This window comes from Paraburkholderia caribensis, from assembly GCF_002902945.1.
Classification (GTDB): domain Bacteria; phylum Pseudomonadota; class Gammaproteobacteria; order Burkholderiales; family Burkholderiaceae; genus Paraburkholderia; species Paraburkholderia caribensis.
Window position 1 is genome coordinate 1,312,632 of record NZ_CP026103.1, and the last position, 24,693, is coordinate 1,337,324.

The window sequence follows — 24,693 nt, forward strand, 5'->3', positions numbered from 1 at the left end:
GTGGTGCGCGTATGGCGCGAAAGCCGACACACAGTTTGCCACCTGGGCGGCCGTGGACTGCTCGGCAAGGCGTGCCGTGACGCGGGAGCTTGAAGCGGGTGAGGCGCACCGCAAGAGCGTTAGCAACGAACGTGGGTCACGTGATTGCCGTGTGAAGCGTAAGAACCTGTGGGGGCCCTCAGGCAAGAAGAAGAGCTGGCGGTGTGAGCCGCTTTCTTTTGCCTACTTTTCTTTGCGGCGGCAAAGAAAAGTAGGTGCCGCCCCGCACAGGGGCGACGCCTGAAGCGAGCTAACGTCACGCGGATGCCAGCGAAAAGGCCGATAACACCGAACGGCGACGCGTGAAGCACGCTAACGTAACGCGGATGCCAGCGCAAAGGCAAACACACCGAACCGCCGCTCCGCGAAGGCAAAGCGCGGATGCCAGATCCCATCTTGCACGACTCGCCCGTTCGCGGCCGCGTCGCGCCCCAAGCCGGGGACCATGCCACATGTGCCGCGTCATTCGCATTGCAGGGGACATCGCGCGCCGCCTGCCTGACACGACTCGCCCTGTTCAGAGGGTGGCCGCGTCGCGCAGGACGGACGCCAGGATCATCGCATCGCCATTGACGGGCGTGGGCCGTGGATTTGGCTTGTACACGGCGTCGCCGGGGCGGATGGCCTGGCCGCTCATCGCGCAAAAGCCCGGCATGCGCGCGCGCGCCATGCGCCAGACCTGATCGCCGAAACAGCCGCGCGTGGAATCGCGCCACGCGATGGTGGCCGTCGACGGCGTCGGGCGGTCGATCAGCGTCACCTGCGCGCCCACGGGCTCATCCGCGCTGCGCGTCTTGTGACGCGGCTGTGCTGCGGCTTCCGCGACGGCCATCAGGCGCGACGCCGTCCCTAGCAGACCGATGGTCTGGGTCCATGGGTCCATCACGTTTGCGTTTGCCAGCATGTCGAAACTCCTGTGGAAAGCGATCGGTTCGGGCGAGGCTGCTGCGCTGTCGAAGGCACGGGACGGCGCGTTAGCGCGCGTCGTTGGTCTTTTCTTTCCAGCGATGCGGCGTTTCGCCGACGAACTTCTTGAACACGGTCGTGAAGTGGGCCTGCGAGCGGAATCCGCAACTGAGGGCGACATCCATCACGTTGTGCTTCGATGTCACGAGCAGATGTTGGGCATGCTCGACACGCCGGCGCAGCAGGTATTCGTGCGGACGCACGCCCGTTGCGCGCCGGAACTGCGCGGCGAAATGCATGCGCGTGAGGCCGGCGCTCGCGGCGATGTCGGCAAGTCCGATCGGTTCGGCGAGGTGAGCGTCGACGAACTCGATCACGCGGTTCATGCGCCATTGCGGCAGCGGCGCGGCTTCGCGCGAACGGCGCGTGGCACCGGCGAAATGACGCGCGACGATGTGCGACACGATTGCGAGGCTGACGCTGTCGGTAAACATCTTGCCGAGCGCGGCGTCGTTGCTCTGCGAGACGGCCAGTGCCTGGCCCAGACGCTCGAGCACGGGGTCGCGGATGAGTTCGGGATCGTCGAGCACGATGCCGGTGTCGCGCGAGTGCTGGAACAGGTCCTGATAGCACTCGGCGAGGACCTGTTGCGACACGAACAGATGCAGCACGTCCGCGGACGACGCGAACACGGCCTTGGTCGGCACGGCGGGCGCGGTGACCTGAACGGCGCCTGCCGTCAGGCGGCCGTGCACGAGCCTGCGTCCGGCGTGATCGAAGGTCATTGCCGCGCACTTCAGGTTCAGGCCGATGCAGTGATCGTCGGCGCTTCCTTCGTTCGATACTTCGAGCGGCGCATCGCCGTTGTGGGTCCAGCGCATGACGACGACGTTATCGCGCTGGGTCGCGGCGTCGTGCGCGGACGCGGACGCGGTCATGCGGCGCCATTGCTGTTCGGCGACGATGGGGGATGCCTGGCGGCGCGACACGACATCGGCTAGCGGGGCGTGCAGGTCGAGCATTGTGGTGGTCATGGCAGGTTTTTCCCGTTTCAGTGATTTGATTGCGGCCTGGATGTCGCTGCCGCGATGGAATCAAAGTTAAACGGATGAGCCTGGCGCGACTAGCCGTACATAGGGTTGCCCTTGCAGTCGAATGGTTGTGTCAACCTATATGAAGGTTTAATGGGCGTCGGCGCGGACGCGGCGCGGGTTGAGGTTTGGTTTGGTTTGGTTTGGTTTGGTTTGGTTTGGTTTGGTTTGGTTTGGTTTGGTTTGGTGTGTTCTGGCCGCTGCGCTGGCATCCGCGTTTTGCCTTCGCGCAGCGGCGGTTCGGTTCGTGTGTTTGCCTTCTCGCTGGCATCCGCGTTTTGTTAGCTCGCTTCACGCGTCGCCCCTGTGCGGGGCGGCACCTACTTTTCTTTGCCGCCGCAAAGAAAAGTAGGCAAAAGAAAGCGGCTCACACCGCCAATTCTTGACGCTTACCCACGGGCCCCCAACGTCCCCACACTTCACACACCAGTGGCCCTGGTTGGTGCCCGTTGCCAACGCTTCGAATAAACGCCTCACCCGCTTCAATTACCCGTACCCGGGCCAGCGGCAGCGAATGGTATGTGCCGCCCAGGTGGCAAACTGTGTGTAGGTTGTCGCGTCGTATGGCTCGGCGCTCTTACAAGGTGGGGTGCGTGCGCTATCGGTCCGGAGTGGTGCGCGTATGGCCCGAAAGCCGACACACAGTTTGCCACCTGGGCGGCGGTGGACTGTCTGGCGCGGCATGCTGAAACGCGGGGATATGAAGCGGGTGAGGCGCTCATTCAGAGCGTTGGCAACGAACGTGGGTCACGTGGCTGCCGTGTGAAGTGTAAGAACCTTTGGGGACCCTCAGGCAAGAACTAGCACTGGCGGTGTGAGCCGCTTTCTTTTGCCTACTTTTCTTTGCGGCGGCAAAGAAAAGTAGGTGCCGCCCCGCACAGGGGCGACGCGTGAAGCTAGATAACAAATCGCGGATGCCAGCGAAAGCAAAAGCAAAAGCAAACCGCGAATGCCAGCGCAAAAACAACCACACCGACCGGCAACGCCTAAAAAACCCGAAACGGGCCAGAACAACACCAAAACCTCAAACCCCGCGCTGCGTCCGCGCCGACGCCCCCCCTTCCAATGACTTAACCCCCAGCGCTTCCGCCTTAAGAACAAAATCAGCCAACGACCGGGACTCCATCTTCTTCATAGCCTGCCCACGATGAATCTTGACAGTAATCTCACTGAGATTCATCTCAGCAGCAATCTGCTTATTCATGAGCCCGCTAGCAACAAAAGCCATCACTTCACGCTCTCGCGGCGTCAGCGACTCATACCTTTTCCGCAAATCAGAAACCGAACGTTCGGACTTTCTCCGTTCCTCGTCCTTGGCGAGCGCAGTCGCAACCGCATCGAGCATGTCCTGATCCCGAAACGGCTTGGCCAGAAAATCCATCGCGCCAGCCTTCATCGCCTTCACCGACATCGCAATATCGCCATGCGCCGTCATGAAGATAATCGGCACATGCACATTGCCCGCAGCAATCTGCTCCTGCACAGCAAGCCCGCTCTGCCCCTTCAGCCGCACATCCAGAATCAGGCAACTGGGAATATCAGGCTTGTCCAAAGACAAAAACTCCTGCGCAGACGCAAAAGCCTCAACCCGCAAACCCACCGACCGCAGCAACATCGTGACGGCCGCGCGCATCGAATCGTCGTCGTCGACGACATAAACGATCGACTGATTCGGGTCGTTCATTTCATCACTGCTCATCGCACGTTCCTTTATCGATCGGCAAAACGAATTGCATCGTTGCGCCCCGTCCCTCTTCAGACTCGGCCCAGATACGCCCGCCGTGCGCCTCGACGATCGACCGGCAGATCGACAGCCCCATCCCCATGCCGTCCGCCTTGGTCGTGAAGAACGCGTTGAAAAGCCGCCCCACGTTCTCCTCGCTGATGCCGGTTCCCGAATCTTCGACGGCGACCTGCCCATAATGCCCGTCCACGCGGCTCGTGGCGATGCACATGCGCCGCGCCTGTCCCGTGATACCTGCCATCGCCTGCACGCCATTCATCACGAGATTGATGACCACCTGCTGAAGCTGCACACGGTCGCCGCACACCAACGGCGGCGGCTCCGCGTAGCTGGCTTCCAGCTCGACCCGCGCGGCGTCCAGTTCCCGCCGCACAAGCTCGATTGATTCTCTCACGATACCGTTCAGATCGAGCACCGCCTGGCTCGGATCGCGCTTCTGCGCCATCGAGCGAATCTGGCGGATCACGTCGCTGGCGCGCTTCGCGTCGCGCACCATCTGACTGATCGACTGGCCGACCTCGCCGAGATCGGGCTTCGCGCGGTTCAGCCAGCGCGTCGCGGCGTCGCCCGCCGTGACGATCGCGGCGAGCGGCTGCGTGACTTCATGCGCAATCGACGCAGCCAGTTCGCCGAGCATCGTCACGCGCGTGACATGCGCGAGTTCCGCCGTCGAACGGTCGAGCGCGTCCTGCGCGAGATGGCGCTCCGTCACGTCCATCAGCGCGCCCACGTATTCGATGCTGGCCGACTGCGGCACGGCCAGATGCGCGACGTAGTGCACATACTTGATGCGCCCGTCGGGCATCTGCAGCCGGTGCTCGACATCGACATACGGCGCGCCCGACCGCCCCGATTCGTACGCCTCGCGCACCAGTGCGAGATCGTCGGGATGCGTGCGCGCCAGGATCAGCTCCATGCCCGGCGTGTAGTCAGGCGAATACTCGAAGATCCGATAAGTCTCGTCCGACCACCACATCGCGCCCGCGGGCAGGCGCGTGGCGATGCTGCCCGTGCGGCTCAAACGCTGCGCGTCGGACAGGAACGCCTCGCTGCGCTCCAGCGCCTGCTCGGCCTGCTTGCGCTCCTCGATATCGGTATTCACGCCGTACCAGCGCAGAATCTGGCCGTTCTGATCACGCAGCGGGTCCGCGCCGATATGCATCCACCGGTACGAGCCGTTGCTCTGGCGGATGCGTGCGACGTTCTCGAACGGCTTGCCCGTGGCAATCGCGCCGCGCCACGCCGCATGCATCGCGGGCCAGTCGTCGGGATGCACGATCGACGTCCACACGTCGCCGCTGCCACCCGTCAGCGTGATGCCAAGCTCGTTCCAGCGGCGGTTGATGTAGCTCAGTTCGCCATCGCGCGACGAACTCCAGACCATGCCGGGAATCGCGTCGATGGTCGCGCGCAGGTCCTCCTGCTGCCGCTGCAACTCGGCTTCCATGCGCTTGCGCATCGTGATGTCGTTGTTGGTCGCGAGTATCGCGCGCGGCCTGCCCTTGTCGTCGCGCCACAGCGCAAAGCGGCTCGACACGATGACGGAGCTGCCGTCGCTGCGCACGCGCTCCAGTTCACCTTCCCAGCGGCCCTTGCGCACCACCTCGTCGCGCAATTCGTGAACGGGAATGGATGAGCTGGTGCGCGTCAGTTCGTGGATGCGCTGGCCGATTGCCTGCTCGGCCGTCCAGCCGTACAGTTCCTCGGCGCCCTGGTTCCAGAACGTGATGCGGTCGCTCATGTCGTACGCGACAATCGCGTCGTGCGTCAGGTTCAGCAACTGGATCTGCTCCTGCAGCCGTGCGGTGTTCGCCTGGTTGCGCAGCGAGAGAAACGAGGTCGTGCCAATTGCAAGCAGGCTCACGATGCCGCGCGCAATCGAGCCGCCCGAATAGTTCTCGTCGTGCGACATCAGAAAAGCGATCACCGTCAGCGCCGCACAGGCGCATGCCGTGGCGATCGTGGCATGCCGCAAGCCCGTCGACGCGACGAGCATCACGACGACCACATACAGCACCGCAATCGCGATGTCGAGCGGCGTCAGCGCGTCGATCACGAACACGATCACGCCGACGATGCCCGCCAGAGAAAAAAGAACGCGCGCGTCGCGAGCCGACGTCATCCCTGCCGCCTGGCGGAACATCATGACGCCCCGAGAACGTGCGGTATGGCTATAGAGTGGAATGAACGGCACATCTTCGGCATAGGCGTTCCTCGAGAGCGCTGGTGTGCGGCATTTATTTGCGGCATTTATTTACGGCATTTATTTGCGGCATTTAGTAGCGGCATTATTAGCGGCATTTCCCAGCCGCATTTTTCAGCGGGCGGCGCAACCCTGATTCGCGCCGCCACACGCGTCGCTCGACAGTCGGACATCCCGCAAGCCGGCCCATTTCAATCCGGTAAGGATTCTATCCGAATAGCTCGAGAACCCGTGTCATAGGGCCGCGGCGCGGCAAACCGCGCCGGCCTCATTCGCCCTGCGAGCCGTCAGGTTCGAGCCGCGCGAGGCAGCGCGACACTTCGGCGCCGTCGACAGGTTTGGTCAGCACGCACATCGCGCCCAGGTCGAGTGCCTGGCGGCGCACCGCGTCGGAAGCGAATGCGGAGATGAAAATGATGGGCTGCGTCACGCCCTTGTCGAGCAGATGACGATACATGTCGAGACCGCTCATGCCGGGCATTTGCACGTCGGAGATGATGCACGCGACCTGGTCCACGTCGGATGCGAGGAACGCCTCGGCCGATGCGTACAGCCGGACATCCCAATCCAGCGAACGAACGAGGCTAGACATCGCGGTGCGGACGGATTCGTCGTCGTCGATGACTGAAGCGATCGGATGGTTGTGCAAGCGACTTTCCTCGGCCGTTGGTTTGCGACGGCACCATACTGCGTCATGCCGTTCAAGATGATTCCATCTTATGGGAATCGCCGCGCCGCGAGAATCATATGTAGGTATAGTGCTGGCCCTCCGCACGGCTGTGCGCACCGCCCGGCAAGCCCGGCCGGCCTGCCTTACGGCACATTCCAGCCCTGCCGCCGTGCGTTTCGAAACCCGCTCGTGCCATGCGGAAACCCGTTTGCGCGCGGCCTTACTACATTGTCGACGTCGCGGGCAAGCGCCCGGCTCGCCCCATCGCGACGGGATGCACCGTCTTTTTGCAAACGAGGAAAACAACGTGTCCGCCGTCATTGAACATCTCGAAGGCGAAGCGCGCGAGCGGCTGATCGTCTGGCTCAAGCGCCGCATGCAGGAGTGCAATATCACATTGGAAGCGCTGCAACATGCGCTGCAGCAGGATATCGACGAAGCGAAACGGGTCCGCTACCGCGATGCGTCGGGCAACACGTGGACGGGCGACGGCGAGCACCCGGAATGGCTGCGCCGCGCGGTCGCGGCGGGGCAAAGCGTCGATCACTTTCTGTGCGAGTGACGCGCACGGCCACATGATGCGATCGGCGCGAATGCGGCATCTCGCAGGTCGTTAAGCGTCTCTTCATGTTGCCGTCCGTATCATGGCGGCGGTTCCTGTGCACCCCCTCGCAACCGCGGGAACCGATTTAGCCGACGACGACGTCGGCTTTTTTTCGCGCCGATCCGACGCGCGCAGCGGCTGTCGCGCTAAGCGTGGCGCTCGGGCGGCACAGCGCCCGTCAGCACGTCCAGCACATACTCCTTGACCAGCGCGCGCACGTCGCCTGACGTATTGCCGAATTCGGCGCCGACCAGGGTTTCCCCGTCCTTCGTGCGGCGGTTGCGCGCGATGCAGTTCAGCGGCGCCGTGCGCACGCGCCCGGCACGCGCGAGCGGCAGCGAGAGCTTGAAGTGCTCGCCGGGCGCGAGCGAATTCGAGTTCGCGTTCACCAGCAGGCCGACGCCCGCAGCGCTCAGATCGACTGCGCGTACCTCCGTCCCCGCCATGGGCCGGTCGTTTTGCGAGAGGCGCGCGGTCACGTCGATGCCGACGCGCACGTGCCGACGCAACGCCCGCGAGCGGACTTCCGTGGGGTAACGCAGATACAGCACGTCGAACGGCGACGTATGCCGGCCGACGACTTCCGATTCGAACGCATGGCGATAGCGCCCCGCGATGAACTGGCCTTCGACAGCCTCGCCCGGCGCGAACGCGGGATCGACGCCCGCGCCCGCGAGCAGCAGGCTGACGTCGTCGAGTGCGCCGACGAAGCGGGTGCGCGAGGAAATGGCCGGGCCGTTTGCCAGCGTGATCACGAAGTCTTCCGGGATGCAGCCCGATACGGGAAAGGGGCCAACCAGCGTCTGGTCTTCGTGGCCGCGCCGCGCGCGCCCGGCGGACGGAGGCGTGATGTCCGCGTCCTCAGGTCTGGCGTCCTCGCGCCGCTCGCCGGGAAACGGCTGCCTGAACGGCCCTTGCACAAATAGCCGTTCGCATTGCGCCGCGCTGTGAATGATGTGCCCGCGCGCCATCAGCAGCCTGCCGTCCGCCGTGTAGACGGAAAACGGCAGTGGAACCCCGATCGTGACCTCCCGTTGCGACAGCGGCACCAACGGCATGACTCGTTTTCTCCTCTCGAACTTTTTACCGCATCGCAATCGTGCAGTATGCGCAGCGCGTGCAGGCAGCAAGTATGCACGACGTGGCGGTCATGACCAACCTGGCAAACGTTTGTCCGAGCCGATTGTCCCGGCAGACGTACGCAAAACGCCGTCGTGCGCAACGCCCGGCTCGCAAAGGTTGGTTTCCAGCGGCTCAAGAATCTTCGTCGCGGCGCGTCCCTATAATGGCCGCCATCGTCGCCTCGTTTGCGTTAGCGAGTTTCGCGTGCTATCACGGGACAATCCCCGCCTACTGCACAGGACAATCCGACATGACTACCCAGGCACTCACTTCCGGCATCGATCACGTTGGTCTCGCCGTGCGCGATCTGAACTTGACGCGTGACTTCTTCGTCGAATGCCTGCAATGGAAGCAGGTCGGCGAAAAGCCGGACTACCCCGCCGCGTTCGTGTCGGATGGACACGTGATGCTGACGCTGTGGCAAGTCACCAATCAGGCGAACCTCGTAGCGTTCGACCGCAAGACCAACGTCGGCCTGCATCATCTTGCGTTGCGTGTCGGCAGCGAGGAGGCGCTCAGCGAGATTTTCAGGCGCGTCTCGCAGTGGCCCGGCGTCAAGGTCGAGTTCGCGCCGGAGAATCTCGGCGCTGGACCGAAACGTCACACGATGATCTATGAACCCGGCGGCATCCGGCTCGAGTTCGACTTCGATCCGCGTCTCAAGGCAGCTGGCTGAGCAGCGTATTGCACTCGCCCACTGCTAATCCATGACGGGCAGAAAGGGCCGCGGCGATGACCTATCACCGCGGGTGATACCCCTATCAAAACAAACCGCGCGTTCTTCTCGTGATCTGTTGCTAGAGTGATGCCAGTGCAGTCGGGCAGCAACAGAGCAGAGGTTGAACATGGACCAGCTTTACATGTTGAGGGCGTTCGTCTCGGCGGCGCAGCATCAAAGTTTCAGCAAGGCGGCTGCCTCGCTGGGCGTGACGACTGGCTCGATTTCTAAAGCGATTGCGAAGCTGGAAACTTCCATCCAGACGCGCGTGCTCCATCGCACCACGCGCTCCGTCACGCTGACGGAAGAAGCGCAATCGTATTACCTCAGTTGCTGCCGCCTGCTCGAAGAACTCGACGAAGCGAATCGCCGCATCATGCGCGAGCGCGAAGTGGACAGCGGCAAGCTGCGTCTGGTGATTCATCCGATGTTGGTGAGCGAGACGTTCTCGCAGTTCCTGTCCAGTTATCGCGCCGTCGCGCCGAACGTGAACCTCGTCGTTTCCGTGGACGAAGGCGCCGTCAATCTCTATGACGGACAGTTCGATATGGCGATGCTTCCGCCGCATCAGGTCGAGCAGTCCGCCGTCATTCGCAGAACCTTGTTCAAATCGTCGAGGTCGCTGGTCGCATCCGCCGATTATCTGGCGCAACGCGGCACGCCGCACCGCGCGGCGGATCTCGCCGGGCACTTTCTGCTGTTGCCGTCCCAGTCGCGCCAGCGCAGCACGAACTACGTGCAGGTGATCGAAAATGGCCAGCCTGTGCAGGTGATTCCGATGTCGTCGATGGACGGCAACGACGTGCTGTTGCGCGCGGCGGCGCTGGCGGGTGCCGGCATTGCGGAGTTACCGGAGGCCATGGCGCGGGAAGATGTGGCGATGGGCAAGCTGGTGCCCGTTTTGCCCGGCTGCTCGATCTCGGACAGCGAAGTCGAAATCTGTCTGTTCTATTCGCACCGGGAATTGCTGCCGGCGCGCTTCAGAACCTTTGTCGACTTTTGCACCGAGTTCTTTCGCCTCAACAGCGCACGGCGGCGGGCACCCTTGCCGGATGCCCAGGCGCAGGCTGCTTAAGTTACTGACTTAGGCTGCCGCCATCACGGGGCCGAGCCGCGAGCGCGTCACTTCGACGAATGCCTGCATCGCGCTCGACACGTAGGCGTCATGCCGGCGAATAAACAGCGTCGCAACCTGCGCTTTCTCCGGCGGCAACGAATGAAGCGCGACGATATCCTGCTCGGCCGCGCCCGATACGACGCCGCGCGGCAACAGCGTCACGCCGATACCCGCCGCGACGCACGCGATGATCGCATCGAGCGAACCGAATTCGAGCGGCGTGGCCGTCACGATGCCCATTTCGGCCAGCAGCGCTTCAAGCCGCTGACGATACGAACAACCCAATCTGAACACGATGGTCTTGAGCTCGGGCACGGCGCGCAGCGCATCCATCGCACGCAGGTTGCGCGGCGTCACCAGCACCAGTTCTTCCTGAAAGATCATTTCCGCGTGCAGTTCGGGATGTTCGACGGGACCCGCGACAAACGCGCCATCGAGCCGGCATGCGGCCACGTCTTCCGTCAGGCTGCAACTCGTGCCCGTCGTCAGGGACAGGCGCACTTGCGGATAGATTCTGGCGAAGTTGCTCAATATCGGCGAAAGGCGCAGGGCAGCCGTCGTTTCGAGCGTGCCTAAAGCCAGTGCGCCCGCGGGCGGGCCGTCGTCGAGCGCCGCGAGCCGCGCGTCCGCAAGCAGTTTCGCAATGCGCGCCGCGTACGGCAGCATGCGTTGCCCCGCAGGCGTCAGGCTGACGCCGCGCACATGGCGCTGAAACAGCGCCACACCAATTTCCCGTTCGAGAGACCGGATACGCGCTGTCACATTGGACTGAACGGTATGAAGTTCGGCAGCCGCCCGGTTCATGCTGCCGTGACGGGCCACTGCCTCGAACACCTTGAGGTCGGCGACATCCATGCTGTGTACCTCGATGAGATCGACAAGGCCTTGACACTGTCCTCACAGGCCCGCACTGCGCTGGGCGCAGGTCGATCGTCATCCTACACCAAAGCCGGTTTGCGCATTGCCGCGACGTTCACGGCCATGGCTTCTGGCAAGCTCTCAACCCGCCTTTTTGGCCTTGAATTCCTCGCCATTGATGCGACTCGATATGCTGATGTTCTCGCGCGGATGCTCATGCAAGATCACATTGATGATCTTCGGGTCGGAGCCGATCGCGTCGTGCGTGACCTGAATGATGTCTCGCATCAGTTGCTCGCGACGCGCCGGCGTCAGTCCCGCCGCAATATGACATTCGATAAAAGGCATGCTAATACTCCTGCAATGTTTATTTGAGGCGGCTGATCAGTTCTTTGTCGTTGGCTGCGCCTTCCACGTATTCGGGAAGATGCTCGCCATGCTCGACGAAGTTGATGCCCCGGCCCTCGCGAAAGACAATGAAGATGTCATTCTTCGTTTCGCCCGTCGCCTCGCTGACCACACGCAGCAGACCCGCTGCGAGCTGACGTTTCTGTTCGTCCGTTCTACCGTATCGCATGTCACATGAAATCAGGGCCATTCGAACCTCCTGTATGCCTGACGCAATTATTGAATTCCCGGATGCTTCACCGGGTACACCGCTTCCCGGTTGACCTTCGCGAGGCGTTGCATCAACTCCGCGACGGTATGTTCTTCGAGTCTGGAAACGAGATCGACGATCTCGCCGCGCAGCGTTTCGTCCGCATAGGGCTCGCTTAGCCAGTTGAATTTTTCGACCGTCCGCTCCCACGTGAACGGATTGTCGAGACCGCCTTCAAAGCCCACGTGTTCCTTCGACACCACACGGCCGTCGCGGCAGCGGATCGTGACGCGCGTATTCAATGCCTGCGGGTATTGCGCCGAAAAGGCGGCGTCGGGGCGTATCGTGACTTTCTTCAGCAGCGCTTGCGCGTCGGCTGCCTGGACACGCGCGGGTTCCAGTTGAGCCGGACCGACCTGATCGTCGAGCAAGGCTGCGGCAATCAGATACTTGAGGTTGTAGTCCGCCTGCTCTTTGGTTTGCGGATGGTCTTTTGCACCAAAGCCGCCGCCACCCGCGATGTCATAGCCCATCTGGAAGATGTCGCAAATCACGGCTTCGATGTCGCCGCCCGTTATGGCGTGTGCGCGCTTCAGGTCCAGCGTGGCTTCGAGCACGGGCTGGCCGTGAATCAGCGAGCAGTACTTCTTCATCACAGTCTGATGGACGATCTCCAGCCTCGAATCTTCCCAATCCACTTCGAGCGGTTGATCGAACATACGCACGAGTCCGTTCGGTCCCTCGAAAAGACGCAGCGGGCCCGTAAAACCACGCTTCGCAAGCGAGGCCGAATAAACCGCCCGCATGCAGGTGATACCAGGCGAAAAGCCCTTCCAGTACGACACGGGTTCAGAGTGAACGCAGGAGAGCGAGATGTTGTCGACGGTGGCGATGGCGATTGCATGTGCGATTTGATCCGCGTCGAGACCAAGCAGTTTTCCGGAAGCGGCTGCCGACGAAATCGCCAGTTGAATTGCGTGGTTGAAACCCTTCGCCATGACGGGGACGATCGCGGTGATGCGACAGCCGATCTCATACGCAACTGCGAGCGCCAGCATGAACGATTCGCCGTCCGCCGATGCGTGTTCGGCTGCCGCCAGTACCGCGCCGAAGTTGTCGCTCGGATGACAAAGACCGCCTGGCGACATGTAGCTGTCGAGCAGGTCCACGTAACGCACGAGTGCCGAGTTGTACAGCGCCGCCTGATCCGGAGAAGTCGAGCCGCCGCCGATCAGCGTACATGGGCCGCCGCCGCGATATTCGTCGAACTGCTCTCTGAGCGCCTTGAAAGGCGAGCCCGGCAAAGCGGTGATTGCACACCCAAGGCTGTCCAGGATGTTTCGCTTAAGCAGGTGCCGGGTCGGCGGCGTGAGATGACTGGCGCGCGCAACGTCGGCAAACCGGCCGATACGCTCGACAGCGGTAAGAGTACTCATGGCTTGAAGGTCTCGCATGAAGAACGGGTGGCTCAATGTCGCACCGCGCACTGCGGAGATCAAGCGAAGGGTTTGGATACCGATATCTGCTGCGCTGATAGCGACGATGCATTTTCAGCATGAAGTCTTTCGTCGCCTATCCTCGAAGAGATTGATTATCGTGTTCTCCGGCGCTTTTGTTGCACACCGCTTGTCGTCATGAGGTCGCACTGGACGGGATGCGTGATTTCGGTTGCCAGTCCGCCCGCAAGAAAGAAGAAGATTGCCAAAAGCCGCTTCATGGTTGCCTCCAACATTGAGTCATACCCTCGTTATAGCGCAGACCATGCGCCCCTTTGTGTCCGAATGTATCGAGGCACCCCGCTGATACAAGAAGATTCAAACACGCGACACGGCGACACAGCCGGGATACGCGAGAACGTTCAAATACAGCCATGTCTTCCACTCAAAGGACGCTGACATGTTCTCCCGAATCAAAACCCTGACCACTGTCGTTGCGATTGCTGCCGTTGCCGGGCTGGGCGCACTGGTCGCCAACAGCGGCGCCGCGACGGCCGTTCCCGTCGCAAAGAACAGCGTCGCACCGGAATTCGCCGGTATCGATCAATGGCTGAATTCGCCGCCTCTGACCATGCAGCAATTGCGCGGAAAAGTCGTGCTCGTCGATTTCTGGACGTACACGTGCGTCAACTGCATCAACACGCTGCCGCATGTCGAGAAGCTGTATCAGAAGTACAAGGATCAAGGGCTCGTCGTGGTTGGCGTGCATACGCCTGAATACGCGTTCGAGCGCGAGACGAAAAAGGTTAAAGCGGCGATTGCGGAATACGGGCTGCATTACCCCGTCGCGCAGGACAACCAGTACGCGACGTGGAACGCTTATGGCAACCAGTACTGGCCCGCCGTCTATCTGATCGACAAGCAGGGGCACATCGTCTATAGCCATTTCGGCGAAGGCGATTACGACAAGACGGAAGCGGCCGTGCGCGAGCAACTGGCGCGCGCGGGTTGACGTTGGCTAATGTGGCGATAGGGATAAAGCGCGGCGCTTGTGCCGCGCCATCCGCTCAAAACGCGCTGCGATATGCGTACAGTCCCGGCAGGCCGCCCGTCATCAGGAACACGACCTTCGCGCCTGGCCCGATGGCTCTGCTTCTGATGTCGTGCAGCAGGCCGGCGAACGCTTTCCCGCTATACACAGGGTCCAGAAGCAGGCCCTCGACGCTCGCCAGCAGCCGCACGGCTTCACGCATCGCGTCGGTGGGAATGCCGTAGCCTTCGCCGCGCTGCCCGTCCTCGACGATCACGCTCGCGTCGGAAAGAACCGCGTCGGGCCGAAGCAGCGCAAGCGTTTCCTTCGCCTTCAGTTGCGTGTTGGACAAGGTGTTCTCATGCGTCGCCAGCACGTTGTGCGACACGACGCGCGTCGGGTCCTCGCCCATCGCCAGCAAGCCAGCGACAAGACCCGCCTGCGTGCCGCCGCTGCCGTTGGGCACGGCGATGCGATCGAACGAAATGCCCAGCGCGCGCGACTGGTCGAGCATTTCCATCGCGCACGCCGCATATCCGAGATTGCCGACAGCAGACGAGCCGCCCAGCGGCGCGAGATAGACCTTGTGTCCCGCCTTGCGCAGCTCGTCCGCGCGGTTCTGCGCGAACGCCATGGCGTCGGCGTTGCCGGGCAGATCGTGAATGCGGGCGCCGAGCAGCGCGTCGAGCAGCACGTTGCCATTGTGGACGTAATCGTCGTCTTCGCGCGGCACCATGCGCGTCAGCACGACCTCGCACGCCAGGCCCGCACGCGCGGCCGCAGCAGCCGTGAGCCGGGCGTGATTCGACTGGCGCGCGCCCACCGTGATGATCGTATCCGCGCCTTGCGCGAGCGCTTCACCCAGCAGGAATTCGAGTTTTCGCAGCTTGCTGCCGCCACCGCCAAGGCCCGTGAGATCGTCTCGCTTGACATAGATATCGACGTCACCCAACTGCTTGCTCAAGCGGCTCAAATGCTGGATCGGCGTAGGGCCCTCGATCAATGCGTAACGAGGAAATGCGCTGAGATCGAGAGCAAGTGCGTTTGGCATGCGGAATTCTCCAGGTATTCGGCCACGTTTGTCGCGCAAATGTTAAAGCATCGCTGCGTGCGCCGCACGCGGCGTTCAATGGCCATCAATGCCCGACAATATTGAACATCAGGACACAATCCATGCAATCACTAATCGCGTTTGCATGCGCCTTTGCGGGCTCATGGCCCGGCTTTCCGCTCTCGCAATCCAGCGAGATTCTCGCGTATCACGCCATTCCTCTTTTATGACCTGGTGAGCGCGACGAATCATCGTTGGCAACAGGACTTTCGCTCGTGGCTGACCGACGGGTCGGAAGAAGCCGCCCGCCGCGTCGGCAGCGATGCATCGTATGGTCTGTCGGTCTACCAGAACAACTACCGCCGGCAATTGATCGAATGCCTTGAGCATTCGTTTCCACAGGTACGGACGTTGCTTGGCGCGGATGCCTTTCCACACGCGGCCATCACGCACATCGAGCACCGTCTGGCGGCGGCAATTCGTGTCGTGCCTCAAGCGTGTCGACGCCAGCGAGTACGAAGCGCTCCTTCGTCTGCACGAAAACGAAAGCTTTGCAACACTATGCGATCTGCTCGTCGAGCGTCTGGGTGACGCGGACGGCGTGGCGAAAGCGGGTGCGCTGCTGGCGGGATGGCTGGGCAGCGAACTCATCGTGGGGGGAGCGTGTCTGACGGTAGCCGGCTCTCCGCCCATTCCTCAACTACGATCGAGGGGGAGCAAGATGCCGATTGTCACCATTCAGGTCACGCGAGAAGGGACGAAACCCGGCGCGGATTGCGTGACCGTCGAAGAAAAAGCGCAACTCATCAAGGGTGTGAGCCAGGTGTTGCTCGAGGTGCTGAACAAGCCGCTCGAATCCACCTTCGTTGTGATCGAGGAAGTGCCGACGGACAATTGGGGCTGGGGCGGTTTGCCGGCCCTGGAAATTCGCAAGCTCAAAGCAGCGAAATCAGCCTGACCAGCAGTCTTCCAACAACGCGTAGCACTTCATTGAAGGAGTTTGCCATGTCGCTCGAAAAGGCGCTTTACACTGCACACGCAACCGCGACGGGAGGCCGTGACGGCCGCGCGACGGTGCCCGAAGCCAACCTTGAATTCAAGCTCACCACGCCAAAAGAACTGGGCGGAAAAGGCGGTGAAGGCGCGAACCCGGAGCAGCTGTTCGCCGCCGGTTACAGCGCCTGCTTTATCGGTGCGATGAAATTCGTTGCCGCACGCGATAAGATCGCGATCCCCGCCGATGCGTCGATCGACAGCAGCGTGGGGATCGGGCCGATTCCAAATGGGTTCGGCATCGAAGTCGAGATGAAAATATCATTGCCGGGTATGGAGCGCGATGCCGCGCAAGATCTCGTCAACAAGGCTCACATCGTGTGCCCGTATTCAAATGCAACGCGTAATAACATCGACGTGAAGCTCACGCTCGTCTGATGCATTGATTCACACCTTCAATTGCTGGCCGCCGTATTATCGCGCGGCCGGCAATAAGCTATTGCGAATCTGAACGGCCGAATCGGAACCACAATTGGGAACCACAATTCGCAATAGCCTGTTCAGTCCAGCAACTCCGTCACCACCGACGGGCTATGCGAATCCATCCAGTCGTATGAATCGCTGAAATGCGCCCATGCCCAGTTGCGCGGCACGGCAGCCGCCTGTGCGTTCTCGCTCGATACTGCTTCGACGCGCATGCGTACGCCTGCGCCGCTATGGTCGTCGATATTCCGGAAGTTCAAAGATTCGCGCTTCATTGCCTGATCCTCAGTAGAGCCTGCCGCGACGTCGAGTTTCAAACGTCGGCCTATAGACGTAGGGTAAACCTCCTGAGGCAATCATCAATCAGGCTGCGCAGAATTCACAGTTTTCAAATCGGGAACAATGCGTGCTGTCGGGTCGATTGACTGCATCGTCAAACATCAGATCAAAGCGCACAAATGAAAACAGCCCTTCTAAAAAGGGCTGTGCCGGTTGGGCTAAAGTGTGTTACTTCGCGGTCGGCATCGCGAATTCGGCGCCCTTCTCGATGCTCTCCGACCAGCGCTGCATGATCGATTTCTGCTTCGTATAGAAGCGCACACCCTCTTCGCCGTATGCATGCGTGTCGCCGAACAGGCTGCGCTTCCAGCCGCCGAAGCCATGCCACGCCATCGGCACCGGAATCGGCACATTGATGCCAACCATGCCGACTTCGATGCGGCGGCCGAATTCGCGCGCAACATGGCCATCGCTCGTGAAGCACGCCACGCCGTTGCCGAATTCGTGGGCATTGATCAGCTCCACGGCTTCCGTGAAGTCCTTCACGCGCACACAGGCAAGCACCGGCCCGAAAATCTCTTCCTTGTAGATGCGCATCTCCGGCGTCACGTTGTCGAACAGCGTACCGCCCGTGAAGAAGCCGTCTTCATGACCCGCGACCTTCAGACCACGGCCATCCACGACCAGCGTCGCGCCTTCCTTCACGCCCTCGGCGATATACCCTTCGATCCGCTCCAGTGCCTGCCGCGTGACGATCGGGCCCATTTCCGCATCCTGCTCCATACCGTTCTTCACGATCAGGCTGCGGGCCCGTTCGGCGAGTCGAGGCACGATCTTGTCTGCCACGTCGCCAACCAGCAGCGCAACCGAAATCGCCATGCAACGCTCGCCCGCCGAGCCGTAGGCCGCGCCGATCAGCGCATCGACAGCCTTGTCGAGATCGGCGTCGGGCATCACCACCATATGGTTCTTCGCACCGCCCAGCGCCTGCACACGCTTGCCGTGCTTCGCGCCCGTTTCGTAGATGTAGTTCGCAATCGGCGTCGAGCCGACAAAGCTCACGGCCTTGACGTCCCGATGCGTGAGCAACGCATCCACGACCACCTTGTCGCCCTGCACGACATTGAATACGCCGTCGGGCAATCCGGCCTCTTTCAGCAGCCCCGCCATGAACAGCGCAGCCGACGGGTCACGCTCGCTCGGCTTCAGAATGAAGGTATTACCGGCCGCGATCGCGACAGGGAACATCCAGCACGGCACCATGCACGGAAAGTTGAACGGCGTGATACCTGCGACGACGCCGAGCGGCTGCCGCATCGTCCAGTTGTCGATGCCCGTCGAAACCTGTTCCGTGTAGTCGCCCTTGAGCAGTTGCGGAATGCCGCATGCAAATTCGATCACGTCGATGCCGCGCGCCACTTCGCCTTGCGCATCGGAAAACACCTTGCCGTGCTCAGCCGTGATGATGGCCGCGAGTTCGTCGTGGTGACGGTTCATCAGTTCGAGAAAGCGCAGCATCACCCGTGCGCGCTTGATGGGCGGCGTGTCGGCCCACTTCGGAAACGCCGCCTTCGCGCTCGCGACGGCGGCATCGACATCGGCAGCCTCACCGAGCAGCAGCTTGCGGGCCCTGGCGCCTGTGGCGGGATTGAATACGGCCTGGCTACGGCTTCCCGTTCCGCTGACGCGCTCCCCGTGAATGAAATGTCCCACGTCTGCGCTGTCGGTATAGGCTTGCATGTCTCGGCTCCTTCGTGATTGGCTTGAGAAGCAGTGTAGGAAGGTGCGGTCGTGCTGGAAAGAGGCTAACATTGAACTCAATGTTTGCCATCGTGAACAATGAGTGTATGGATACGCAAAATATTGGCGAACTCTGGACCCATCTGCACTGGCTCACCATGCTCGCCGAACAGGGCACCTACACGGCGGCCGCTGCGCGCCTGGGCGTCAGCAAGGCGGCGATGAGCCAGCGCATCTCCGAACTGGAGCGTGCCGCGGGGATTTCGCTGGTGCAGCGAACGACGCGCAGCGTCCGGCTGACAGAAGCCGGCCAGCAGCTCGTCGACAGCACGCGCGGGCAATATGCGCAGATCGCCGCCAGCTTCGCGCGGGTCCGCGAGCTGTCGGGCGTGCCACGCGGGCTCGTGCGCGTGACGGCGCCTGTCGCGTTCGCGCGGCAGCAACTGGTGCCGAAAATACCCGGATTCCTGGCGGACAATCCCGAGGTTCGGGTGCAACTGGAGGTGTCGGACAGACTGGTATCGTTGGCCACGGAAGGTTTCGATCTCGCCATCCGTCACAGCGCCGAGCCACCCGATACGCACGTCGCGTGGAAACTTTGCGACACGCATTCGGTGATCGTCGCGACGCGCGGCTATCTGCGCAAGCGCGGCATGCCAAAGTCACCGGAAGAACTTGCTTCTCACGATTGCCTCTTTTACCCGCGCTCGTCGGGCGAACCGATGTGGTCGTTCGAGCGCAAGTCGGCGCGAAAATCAGGCACGCGGCCGGTCACCTTGCCCGTCAACGGGCAGTTCTCCGCGAACAATAGCGAAACGCTGCGCGACGCGGCGCTCGAAAGCCTGGGCATTGCGCTGCTGCCGGACTTCACCGCGCAGGCCGCCGTGCAGGCGGGGAAGCTGGTCGTCGTGTTGCCTGACTGGCGCGTGACGGGCGCGTTCGCCGAGCAGCTTTATATCGTGCGGCCTTATGCGTCGCATGTGCCGCGGGCGGTCGGGCTGTTTGTAGGCTATTTGCGCGAGCGCTTTGCGGATGGATTTCCTGTTTGAATCTAGGCGTTTTCGCTGGCATCCGCGAATCGTTAGCGTGCTTCACGCGTCGCCCCTGTGCGGGGCGGCACCTACTTTTCTTTGCCGCCGCAAAGAAAAGTAGGCAAAAGAAAGCGGCTCACACCGCCAACTCTTGGTCCTGCCTGAGGGCCCCCAAAGGTTCTTACGCTTCACACGGCAATCACGTGACCCACCTTCGTTGCCAACGCTCTGAATGAGCGCCTCACCCGCTTCACACACCTGCGTTTCAGCACGCCGCGCCAGACAGTCCACCGCCGCCCAGGTGGCAAACTGTGTGTAGGCTTTCGCGCCATACGCGCACCACTCCGGACCGATAGCGCACGCATCCCACGTTGTAAGAGCGCCGAGCCATACGACGCGACAACCTACACACAGTTTGCCACCTGGGCGGCACATACCATTCGCTGCCGCTGGCCCGGGTACGGGCAATTGAAGCGGGTGAGGCGTTTGTTCGAAGCGTTGGCAACGGGCAGCAACCAGAGCACTGGCGTGTGAAGGATGGGGACGTTGGGGGCCCGTGGGTAAACGTCAAGAATTGGCGGTGTGAGCCGCTTTCTTTTGCCTACTTTTCTTTGCGGCGGCGTAACTATTCAGCGGTAACCAGAGGTGAAACGACGAATCCGGCAAAGCCTAACGCCAGCGCGTTGATCAGCGAACGGTTCTGCTTGCGTAAGGTGGCAAGGTAGGAGCGGATCGTGCAGAACGCCTCCATGCCCGATTCCGAGCGGAAGCACCCGGAAATCTTCTGTTTGAGTTTGGGCATGCGGATATCGCGTTCGGCCTGATTGTTGTCGAACGGTACGCGGTGATCGGCAATGAAGCGCCACACCTCATCGGCATACTTGTGAAGCCGTGTGAGCAGGTTGCAGGTAAAGCTTTGCCTGATCCTGCCGCGACGTTCCTGGCGCAAGGGCTCACGCGCCTGCTGTGGATTGAGCTTGCGCGCCCGGGCGATCAGGGCGCGGCTGCGCCGTGTGTAATAGCGTTGGCGCGCCGGGCTCAGCATGTTGTTTCCTGAAGCCCGACTGAGTTCGACCTCGCGCTTTGCCTGGCGAAGCAGGTCAATCATCTGCTGTGCCCAGGGTTGCTGCGTGGACTCCAGGACGAACACCAGTTCACGCAGATGATGGGCATTGCACAGCGCATGCTCACACTCATAGCCGGCATACGGCCGCCAGCCGTCATGGACCGCGACTCCCGTAAAGCCGGGGAGAATGCCGAAGCTGTCCAGCGCCTGACTGCCGCGCTTGCTGTGCGCGCCATACCAGCTCAACGCGTGCGTCGAGGCGACATGCAGCCAGTGGGACTCACGCCCCACGCGCATGCAGCTCTCATCGAAATGCACGACGGGTTGCCCGCGTAGCGCCTGCTGGATCTGATCAACGCACGGCGCCAGTAACTGCGCGGCCTGATCAATACTGTGCTGGACGGTTCCCGTACTCACATGCAAACCGAACAGGTCTTCCAGCGCCTGGGCGGTGCGCGCAACCGGCAACTGCTGGTATTGCGTCAGATAGACGGCTGCGGCGCGAATCTGGGGGCCGTACTGAACCGCCTGGCTCACGCCCTTGGGAAATGCCCCCGAATGCTGCTTGCCGCAGCAGCGGCACTGTGCGATCTGCACGCGATGTTCAGTCACCTCAAAGCGCGTGGGCGGCAGATCAATCACCTGGCGGCCTTCGGGCAACACGGCCACGCTGGCTGCCGCGATGCGGTTGCCACATTTATCGCATACCCGCGCCACCGGGTGAATCTCGATGTGATCGGCTTGCGCGACGCGTTTGAGCGTCTTGCCTTTGTGCCCCGGTTGGGCGCGCGGCCTAGCGTCGCTCGTGTTACGCAATGACTTTGGCTTGCGCTTCGGACCATCGCTTGACGGCGGCTTGCTGGAGTTATGACTGTCCTTCTCAAGCTTTGCCTCGAGCTCGTTCAGACGCCTCACCAGATCAATGATAAGTGCGTCCTTCTGCTCCGGTGTCAGCTCCTTGATGTCGGGCATCTTCGTCATGCCCCTCACTATGCACATCCTGGTAGCAGTTTACAAGCGCTGAATAGTTACGCGGCGGCAAAGAAAAGTAGGTGCCGCCCCGCACAGGGGCGACGCGTGAAGTGAACTAACAAATCGCGGATGCCAGCGAAAAAGCAAAAGCAAAAAAAGCAGAGGCAAAAAACAAAAAGCAAAAGCAAAAACAAAAGCAAAACCCGACCACCGCGCCGCAAACGTGTATAACCGTTTAAACAGCGCCCCCGCACTAATGCAGCATGCATAAACACTCAGCGAATCGCGCCGCATGCGCCACCGGCCTCGAACGGAGTTGCTCACGATGAACGCCAGCCAAGACCGCCAGATCGACACCAACGACACCAACGACGCCGCCACCCAACTCACCCGCGAGCGCCTGGCAAACGCCCGTTTGCGAAAACTGATCGACGCACATTCCAGAATCGCCGCTGCAAAACTCGACCTCGACCGCTTTCTGTCGCTCGTCACCGACTCGCTGCTCGAACTCGTGCCTGCCGCACATGGCTCCGTCGTCGAATGGGTCGATGGCGACGAAATGGTCTATCGCGCGTGCAGCGGCACCATCGCGCACCACATCGGCTTGCGCCTCAAGCGCGACGGCAGCCTGTCGGGACTCTGCTCGGTCGAAAAGCATCTGCTGTACAGCAGCGACACATCGGACGATCCGCGCGTCGATGCCGCCGCGTGCAAGCGCGTGGGCGCGACGTCGATGGTCGTCGCGCCGCTGCTCTATCAGTCGGAAGTGGCGGGCGTCGTGAAGCTGATGGCGAGCCGCACCGACGCCTTTTCCGCCGACGACATCGAAACGCTCGAACGGATCACCTCGCTCGTCGCGTCAGGCATGGCGCATCAACGCGTGTTCGCGGAGAACCGCGCGCTGATCGAACAGAACACCATCACGATCGCCCGGCTGCGTACCGAGATCAGCCTGCGCGAAGCCGCCGACAGTAAGCTCGAAGCATCGCTGCGCCGCCGCCGTCTGGTGCTCGACACGACGCACGACGCGTTCGTGTGCACCGACGCCGACGGTGTCATCATCGAATGGAACGATGCCGCAACGCGCACCTTCGGCTATGCGCGCGACGCGATGATGGGACGCCCGATGCTCGACGCGCTGTTCCCGGCGCGCTGCAAGGCGCACTATGCCGAACTGGACGTGTTCAACAGCGCACCGGAACAGAGCGTGGATGCACCCTTGCATCGAAGCCGCACCGAACTGGTCGCGCAGCGCATCGACGGCAGCGAGTTTCCTGCTGAACTGTCCGTGTGCCCCGTGCAGTTCGACGGACATACCGAGCTCGCCTATTTCATTCGCGACGTCACCGAGCGCTTCAACGCACGCGAACTCGACAAGCGCTTTCGCGTGCTGGTCGACGCGATCAAGGACTATGCGATCACGATGCTCGACGCCCAAGGTCACATCATGACGTGGAGCGCGGGCTCGACGCAGGTGATGGGCTACCTGCCGCATGAAGTAATCGGCCAGCCGGCTTCCCTCTTCTACACGCCCGAAGACATCGCGACGGGCCGGCCGCAACGCGATCTCGAACTCGCCGCGCGCGAAGGCCGCGTCGAAATGGAAGAGTGGCGCGTGCGCAAGAACGGCACGATCTTCTGGGCCAACATCATCACGACGGCACTGCGCGATCCGAACGGCGCGCTGCAAGGCTTCGCGAAGATCACACGCGACATGTCGCGGCGCCGGCGCCTCGAAGAACTCGAAGCGTCGAGCCAGCGCATGAGCCAGTTCCTCGCGCTGCTCGGCCACGAACTGCGCAATCCCCTCGCGCCGCTGCGCAATGCCGTCAGCATGCTGCAACTGAAGACGGCCGATCACCAGGCTTTCGTGCCCGAGCATGAGCTGATCGACCGGCAGTTGTCACATCTGACGCGCCTCGTCGACGATCTGCTCGACGCCGGACGTGTGACCCTCGGACGCGTGCAGATCGAGCCGAAGCCAGTGTCGATGCAGGCCATCGCGCAACTGAGCATCGAAGGCAGCGCGCCGTTGCTCGCGGCGCGCAACCAGACACTCGATGTGATGCTGCCCGACACGCTGATGACGATCGAAGGCGATCTCACGCGGATGGTGCAGGTCGTGCAGAACCTGCTGAACAACGCATCGAAATTCAGTCCGGCAGGCGCGTCGATCAGCTTGCAGGTGTTTCGCTCGGGCCGTCTGCTCGCGATCCGCATCCACGATTCCGGCCGCGGCATCGATCCCGATGCGATCGACGCGATCTTCAATCTGTTCGTGCAGGAAACGCCAACTGAAGAACAGGCCGACAAGAGCGGTCTCGGCATCGGGCTGACGCTGGCGCGCGCCATCGTCGATCTGCACGGCGGTCATATCGAAGCGCACAGCGAAGGCCGCGGCAAAGGCAGCGTGTTCACCGTGTGGCTGCCCGAGTTCAGTGATGCGATCGCCGCCGAAGCCGTGCGCGAGGACGAGCCTGCGCCCTCGCAACCCGTCGATCTGAAGGTGATGGTGGTCGACGACAACGTCGATTCCGCCGACAGCATGGCGACGCTCGTGCAGGTGCTCGGCCACGAAGCGCACGCGGTATATGACGGCGCGGCCGCCATCGAGCTGGCGCAGACGCTGCAGCCGCATCTCGTGCTGCTCGACCTGTCGATGCCGAAGATGACGGGCTTCGAAGCGTTGCCGCATATCCGTAAGGCGCTTGCGGCACCGGGCGCCGTCATCGCCGCAATGACGGGGCTCGGCACCAGTGAAGACCGCGCGAAAACCGAGGCGGCGGGCTTCGATCTGCACCTGACCAAACCCGTCGATCTCCCGGAACTGGAGAGCGTGTTGCGGATTGCCGTCGCGCACGTGCCCCACTGAGGCGCACGACCATCCTCACGCTTACTGATCCTTCCGAAAACTCAAGAAGCCAATCCTGGGGACGTTAGCG

Annotated in this window: 23 protein-coding genes; 9 read left to right on the top strand and 14 right to left on the bottom strand. The window is 62.0% G+C overall.

Annotation, left to right across the window (positions count from 1 at the left end):
• Positions 1–556: 556 nt before the first annotated feature.
• The 5 genes from C2L66_RS35435 to C2L66_RS35460 all read right to left on the bottom strand — a co-directional run bounded on the left by C2L66_RS35435 (position 557) and on the right by C2L66_RS35460 (position 6,632).
• Positions 557–943: a DUF3331 domain-containing protein gene (locus tag C2L66_RS35435; protein ID WP_054932432.1), complete on the bottom strand. Its 387-nt coding sequence runs from the start codon at positions 941–943 to the stop codon at positions 557–559.
• Positions 944–1,013: 70 nt separating this feature from the next.
• Positions 1,014–1,979, bottom strand: coding sequence for a helix-turn-helix domain-containing protein (locus tag C2L66_RS35440; protein ID WP_054932433.1), 966 nt, complete (start codon positions 1,977–1,979; stop codon positions 1,014–1,016).
• A 1,081-nt stretch (positions 1,980–3,060) separates the two neighbouring features.
• Entirely contained in the window at positions 3,061–3,735 is a 675-nt protein-coding gene (locus C2L66_RS35450) for a response regulator transcription factor (protein ID WP_054930790.1), read from the bottom strand.
• Positions 3,725–5,926: a PAS domain-containing sensor histidine kinase gene (locus C2L66_RS35455; RefSeq protein ID WP_082670503.1), complete on the bottom strand. Its 2,202-nt coding sequence runs from the start codon at positions 5,924–5,926 to the stop codon at positions 3,725–3,727. The genes C2L66_RS35450 and C2L66_RS35455 overlap by 11 nt, the downstream gene beginning before the upstream one ends.
• Positions 5,927–6,251: 325 nt before the next feature.
• Positions 6,252–6,632: a response regulator transcription factor gene (locus C2L66_RS35460; protein ID WP_054930791.1), complete on the bottom strand. Its 381-nt coding sequence runs from the start codon at positions 6,630–6,632 to the stop codon at positions 6,252–6,254.
• Between the two features lie 328 nt (positions 6,633–6,960).
• On the opposite strand from C2L66_RS35460, the gene C2L66_RS35465 reads away from it, so the two are divergent.
• The gene (locus C2L66_RS35465) at positions 6,961–7,215 is read left to right on the top strand and encodes an H-NS family nucleoid-associated regulatory protein (RefSeq protein ID WP_054930806.1); all 255 of its coding nucleotides are present in this window, start codon (positions 6,961–6,963) and stop codon (positions 7,213–7,215) included.
• 188 nt (positions 7,216–7,403) lie between these two features.
• On the opposite strand, the gene C2L66_RS35470 is transcribed toward C2L66_RS35465, so the two are convergent.
• Positions 7,404–8,315, bottom strand: a complete 912-nt coding sequence (locus C2L66_RS35470) for a PilZ domain-containing protein (RefSeq protein WP_060608561.1) — start codon at positions 8,313–8,315, stop codon at positions 7,404–7,406.
• A gap of 314 nt (positions 8,316–8,629) precedes the next feature.
• Here C2L66_RS35470 and C2L66_RS35475 point away from each other — a divergent pair, with 314 nt between their 5' ends.
• Both C2L66_RS35475 and C2L66_RS35480 read left to right on the top strand, forming a co-directional pair.
• Positions 8,630–9,055 (top strand): VOC family protein, encoded by a 426-nt coding sequence (locus C2L66_RS35475; RefSeq protein WP_060608564.1) that lies wholly within the window; start codon positions 8,630–8,632, stop codon positions 9,053–9,055.
• A gap of 169 nt (positions 9,056–9,224) precedes the next feature.
• Positions 9,225–10,172: a LysR family transcriptional regulator gene (locus C2L66_RS35480; RefSeq protein WP_054930793.1), complete on the top strand. Its 948-nt coding sequence runs from the start codon at positions 9,225–9,227 to the stop codon at positions 10,170–10,172.
• A 9-nt stretch (positions 10,173–10,181) separates the two neighbouring features.
• Here C2L66_RS35480 and C2L66_RS35485 read toward each other — a convergent pair whose 3' ends face one another.
• The 4 genes from C2L66_RS35485 to C2L66_RS35500 form a co-directional block, all read right to left on the bottom strand.
• On the bottom strand, positions 10,182–11,069 hold the full coding sequence (locus C2L66_RS35485; RefSeq protein ID WP_054930794.1) for a LysR family transcriptional regulator: 888 nt from the start codon (positions 11,067–11,069) through the stop codon (positions 10,182–10,184).
• 144 nt (positions 11,070–11,213) lie between these two features.
• The gene (locus C2L66_RS35490; RefSeq protein ID WP_054930795.1) at positions 11,214–11,420 is read right to left on the bottom strand and encodes a tautomerase family protein; all 207 of its coding nucleotides are present in this window, start codon (positions 11,418–11,420) and stop codon (positions 11,214–11,216) included.
• A 19-nt stretch (positions 11,421–11,439) separates the two neighbouring features.
• The gene (locus tag C2L66_RS35495) at positions 11,440–11,670 is read right to left on the bottom strand and encodes a tautomerase family protein (protein ID WP_007579042.1); all 231 of its coding nucleotides are present in this window, start codon (positions 11,668–11,670) and stop codon (positions 11,440–11,442) included.
• A gap of 26 nt (positions 11,671–11,696) precedes the next feature.
• Positions 11,697–13,106, bottom strand: coding sequence for an MmgE/PrpD family protein (locus C2L66_RS35500; protein WP_060608567.1), 1,410 nt, complete (start codon positions 13,104–13,106; stop codon positions 11,697–11,699).
• 460 nt (positions 13,107–13,566) lie between these two features.
• On the opposite strand from C2L66_RS35500, the gene C2L66_RS35505 reads away from it, so the two are divergent.
• Positions 13,567–14,118, top strand: a complete 552-nt coding sequence (locus C2L66_RS35505) for a thioredoxin family protein (protein ID WP_054930798.1) — start codon at positions 13,567–13,569, stop codon at positions 14,116–14,118.
• Between the two features lie 55 nt (positions 14,119–14,173).
• On the opposite strand, the gene C2L66_RS35510 is transcribed toward C2L66_RS35505, so the two are convergent.
• On the bottom strand, positions 14,174–15,187 hold the full coding sequence (locus C2L66_RS35510) for a D-cysteine desulfhydrase family protein (protein WP_060608570.1): 1,014 nt from the start codon (positions 15,185–15,187) through the stop codon (positions 14,174–14,176).
• A gap of 234 nt (positions 15,188–15,421) precedes the next feature.
• On the opposite strand from C2L66_RS35510, the gene C2L66_RS35515 reads away from it, so the two are divergent.
• From C2L66_RS35515 to C2L66_RS35525, 3 genes are all read left to right on the top strand, one after another.
• Positions 15,422–15,778: an HvfC/BufC N-terminal domain-containing protein gene (locus C2L66_RS35515; RefSeq protein WP_233445056.1), complete on the top strand. Its 357-nt coding sequence runs from the start codon at positions 15,422–15,424 to the stop codon at positions 15,776–15,778.
• Positions 15,779–15,908: 130 nt separating this feature from the next.
• Positions 15,909–16,145: a tautomerase family protein gene (locus C2L66_RS35520; RefSeq protein ID WP_060610485.1), complete on the top strand. Its 237-nt coding sequence runs from the start codon at positions 15,909–15,911 to the stop codon at positions 16,143–16,145.
• Positions 16,146–16,192: 47 nt separating this feature from the next.
• A complete protein-coding gene (locus C2L66_RS35525) occupies positions 16,193–16,618 on the top strand; it encodes an organic hydroperoxide resistance protein (protein WP_035993798.1) in 426 nt (141 codons plus the stop codon).
• Between the two features lie 122 nt (positions 16,619–16,740).
• Here C2L66_RS35525 and C2L66_RS35530 read toward each other — a convergent pair whose 3' ends face one another.
• Entirely contained in the window at positions 16,741–16,938 is a 198-nt protein-coding gene (locus tag C2L66_RS35530; RefSeq protein ID WP_054930799.1) for a hypothetical protein, read from the bottom strand.
• Positions 16,939–17,170: 232 nt separating this feature from the next.
• Positions 17,171–18,682, bottom strand: a complete 1,512-nt coding sequence (locus C2L66_RS35535) for a CoA-acylating methylmalonate-semialdehyde dehydrogenase (protein WP_054930800.1) — start codon at positions 18,680–18,682, stop codon at positions 17,171–17,173.
• Positions 18,683–18,789: 107 nt separating this feature from the next.
• Between C2L66_RS35535 and C2L66_RS35540 the strand changes: the two genes are divergently transcribed.
• Complete coding sequence (locus C2L66_RS35540) at positions 18,790–19,731, top strand: LysR family transcriptional regulator (RefSeq protein ID WP_060610487.1); 942 nt, start codon at positions 18,790–18,792, stop codon at positions 19,729–19,731.
• Positions 19,732–20,338: 607 nt separating this feature from the next.
• Here C2L66_RS35540 and tnpC read toward each other — a convergent pair.
• Positions 20,339–21,760 (bottom strand): IS66 family transposase, encoded by a 1,422-nt coding sequence (tnpC, locus tag C2L66_RS35545; RefSeq protein ID WP_060601355.1) that lies wholly within the window; start codon positions 21,758–21,760, stop codon positions 20,339–20,341.
• Between the two features lie 316 nt (positions 21,761–22,076).
• Between tnpC and C2L66_RS35550 the strand changes: the two genes are divergently transcribed.
• Positions 22,077–24,623 (top strand): PAS domain S-box protein, encoded by a 2,547-nt coding sequence (locus tag C2L66_RS35550; RefSeq protein ID WP_060610490.1) that lies wholly within the window; start codon positions 22,077–22,079, stop codon positions 24,621–24,623.
• Positions 24,624–24,693 lie beyond the last annotated feature (70 nt).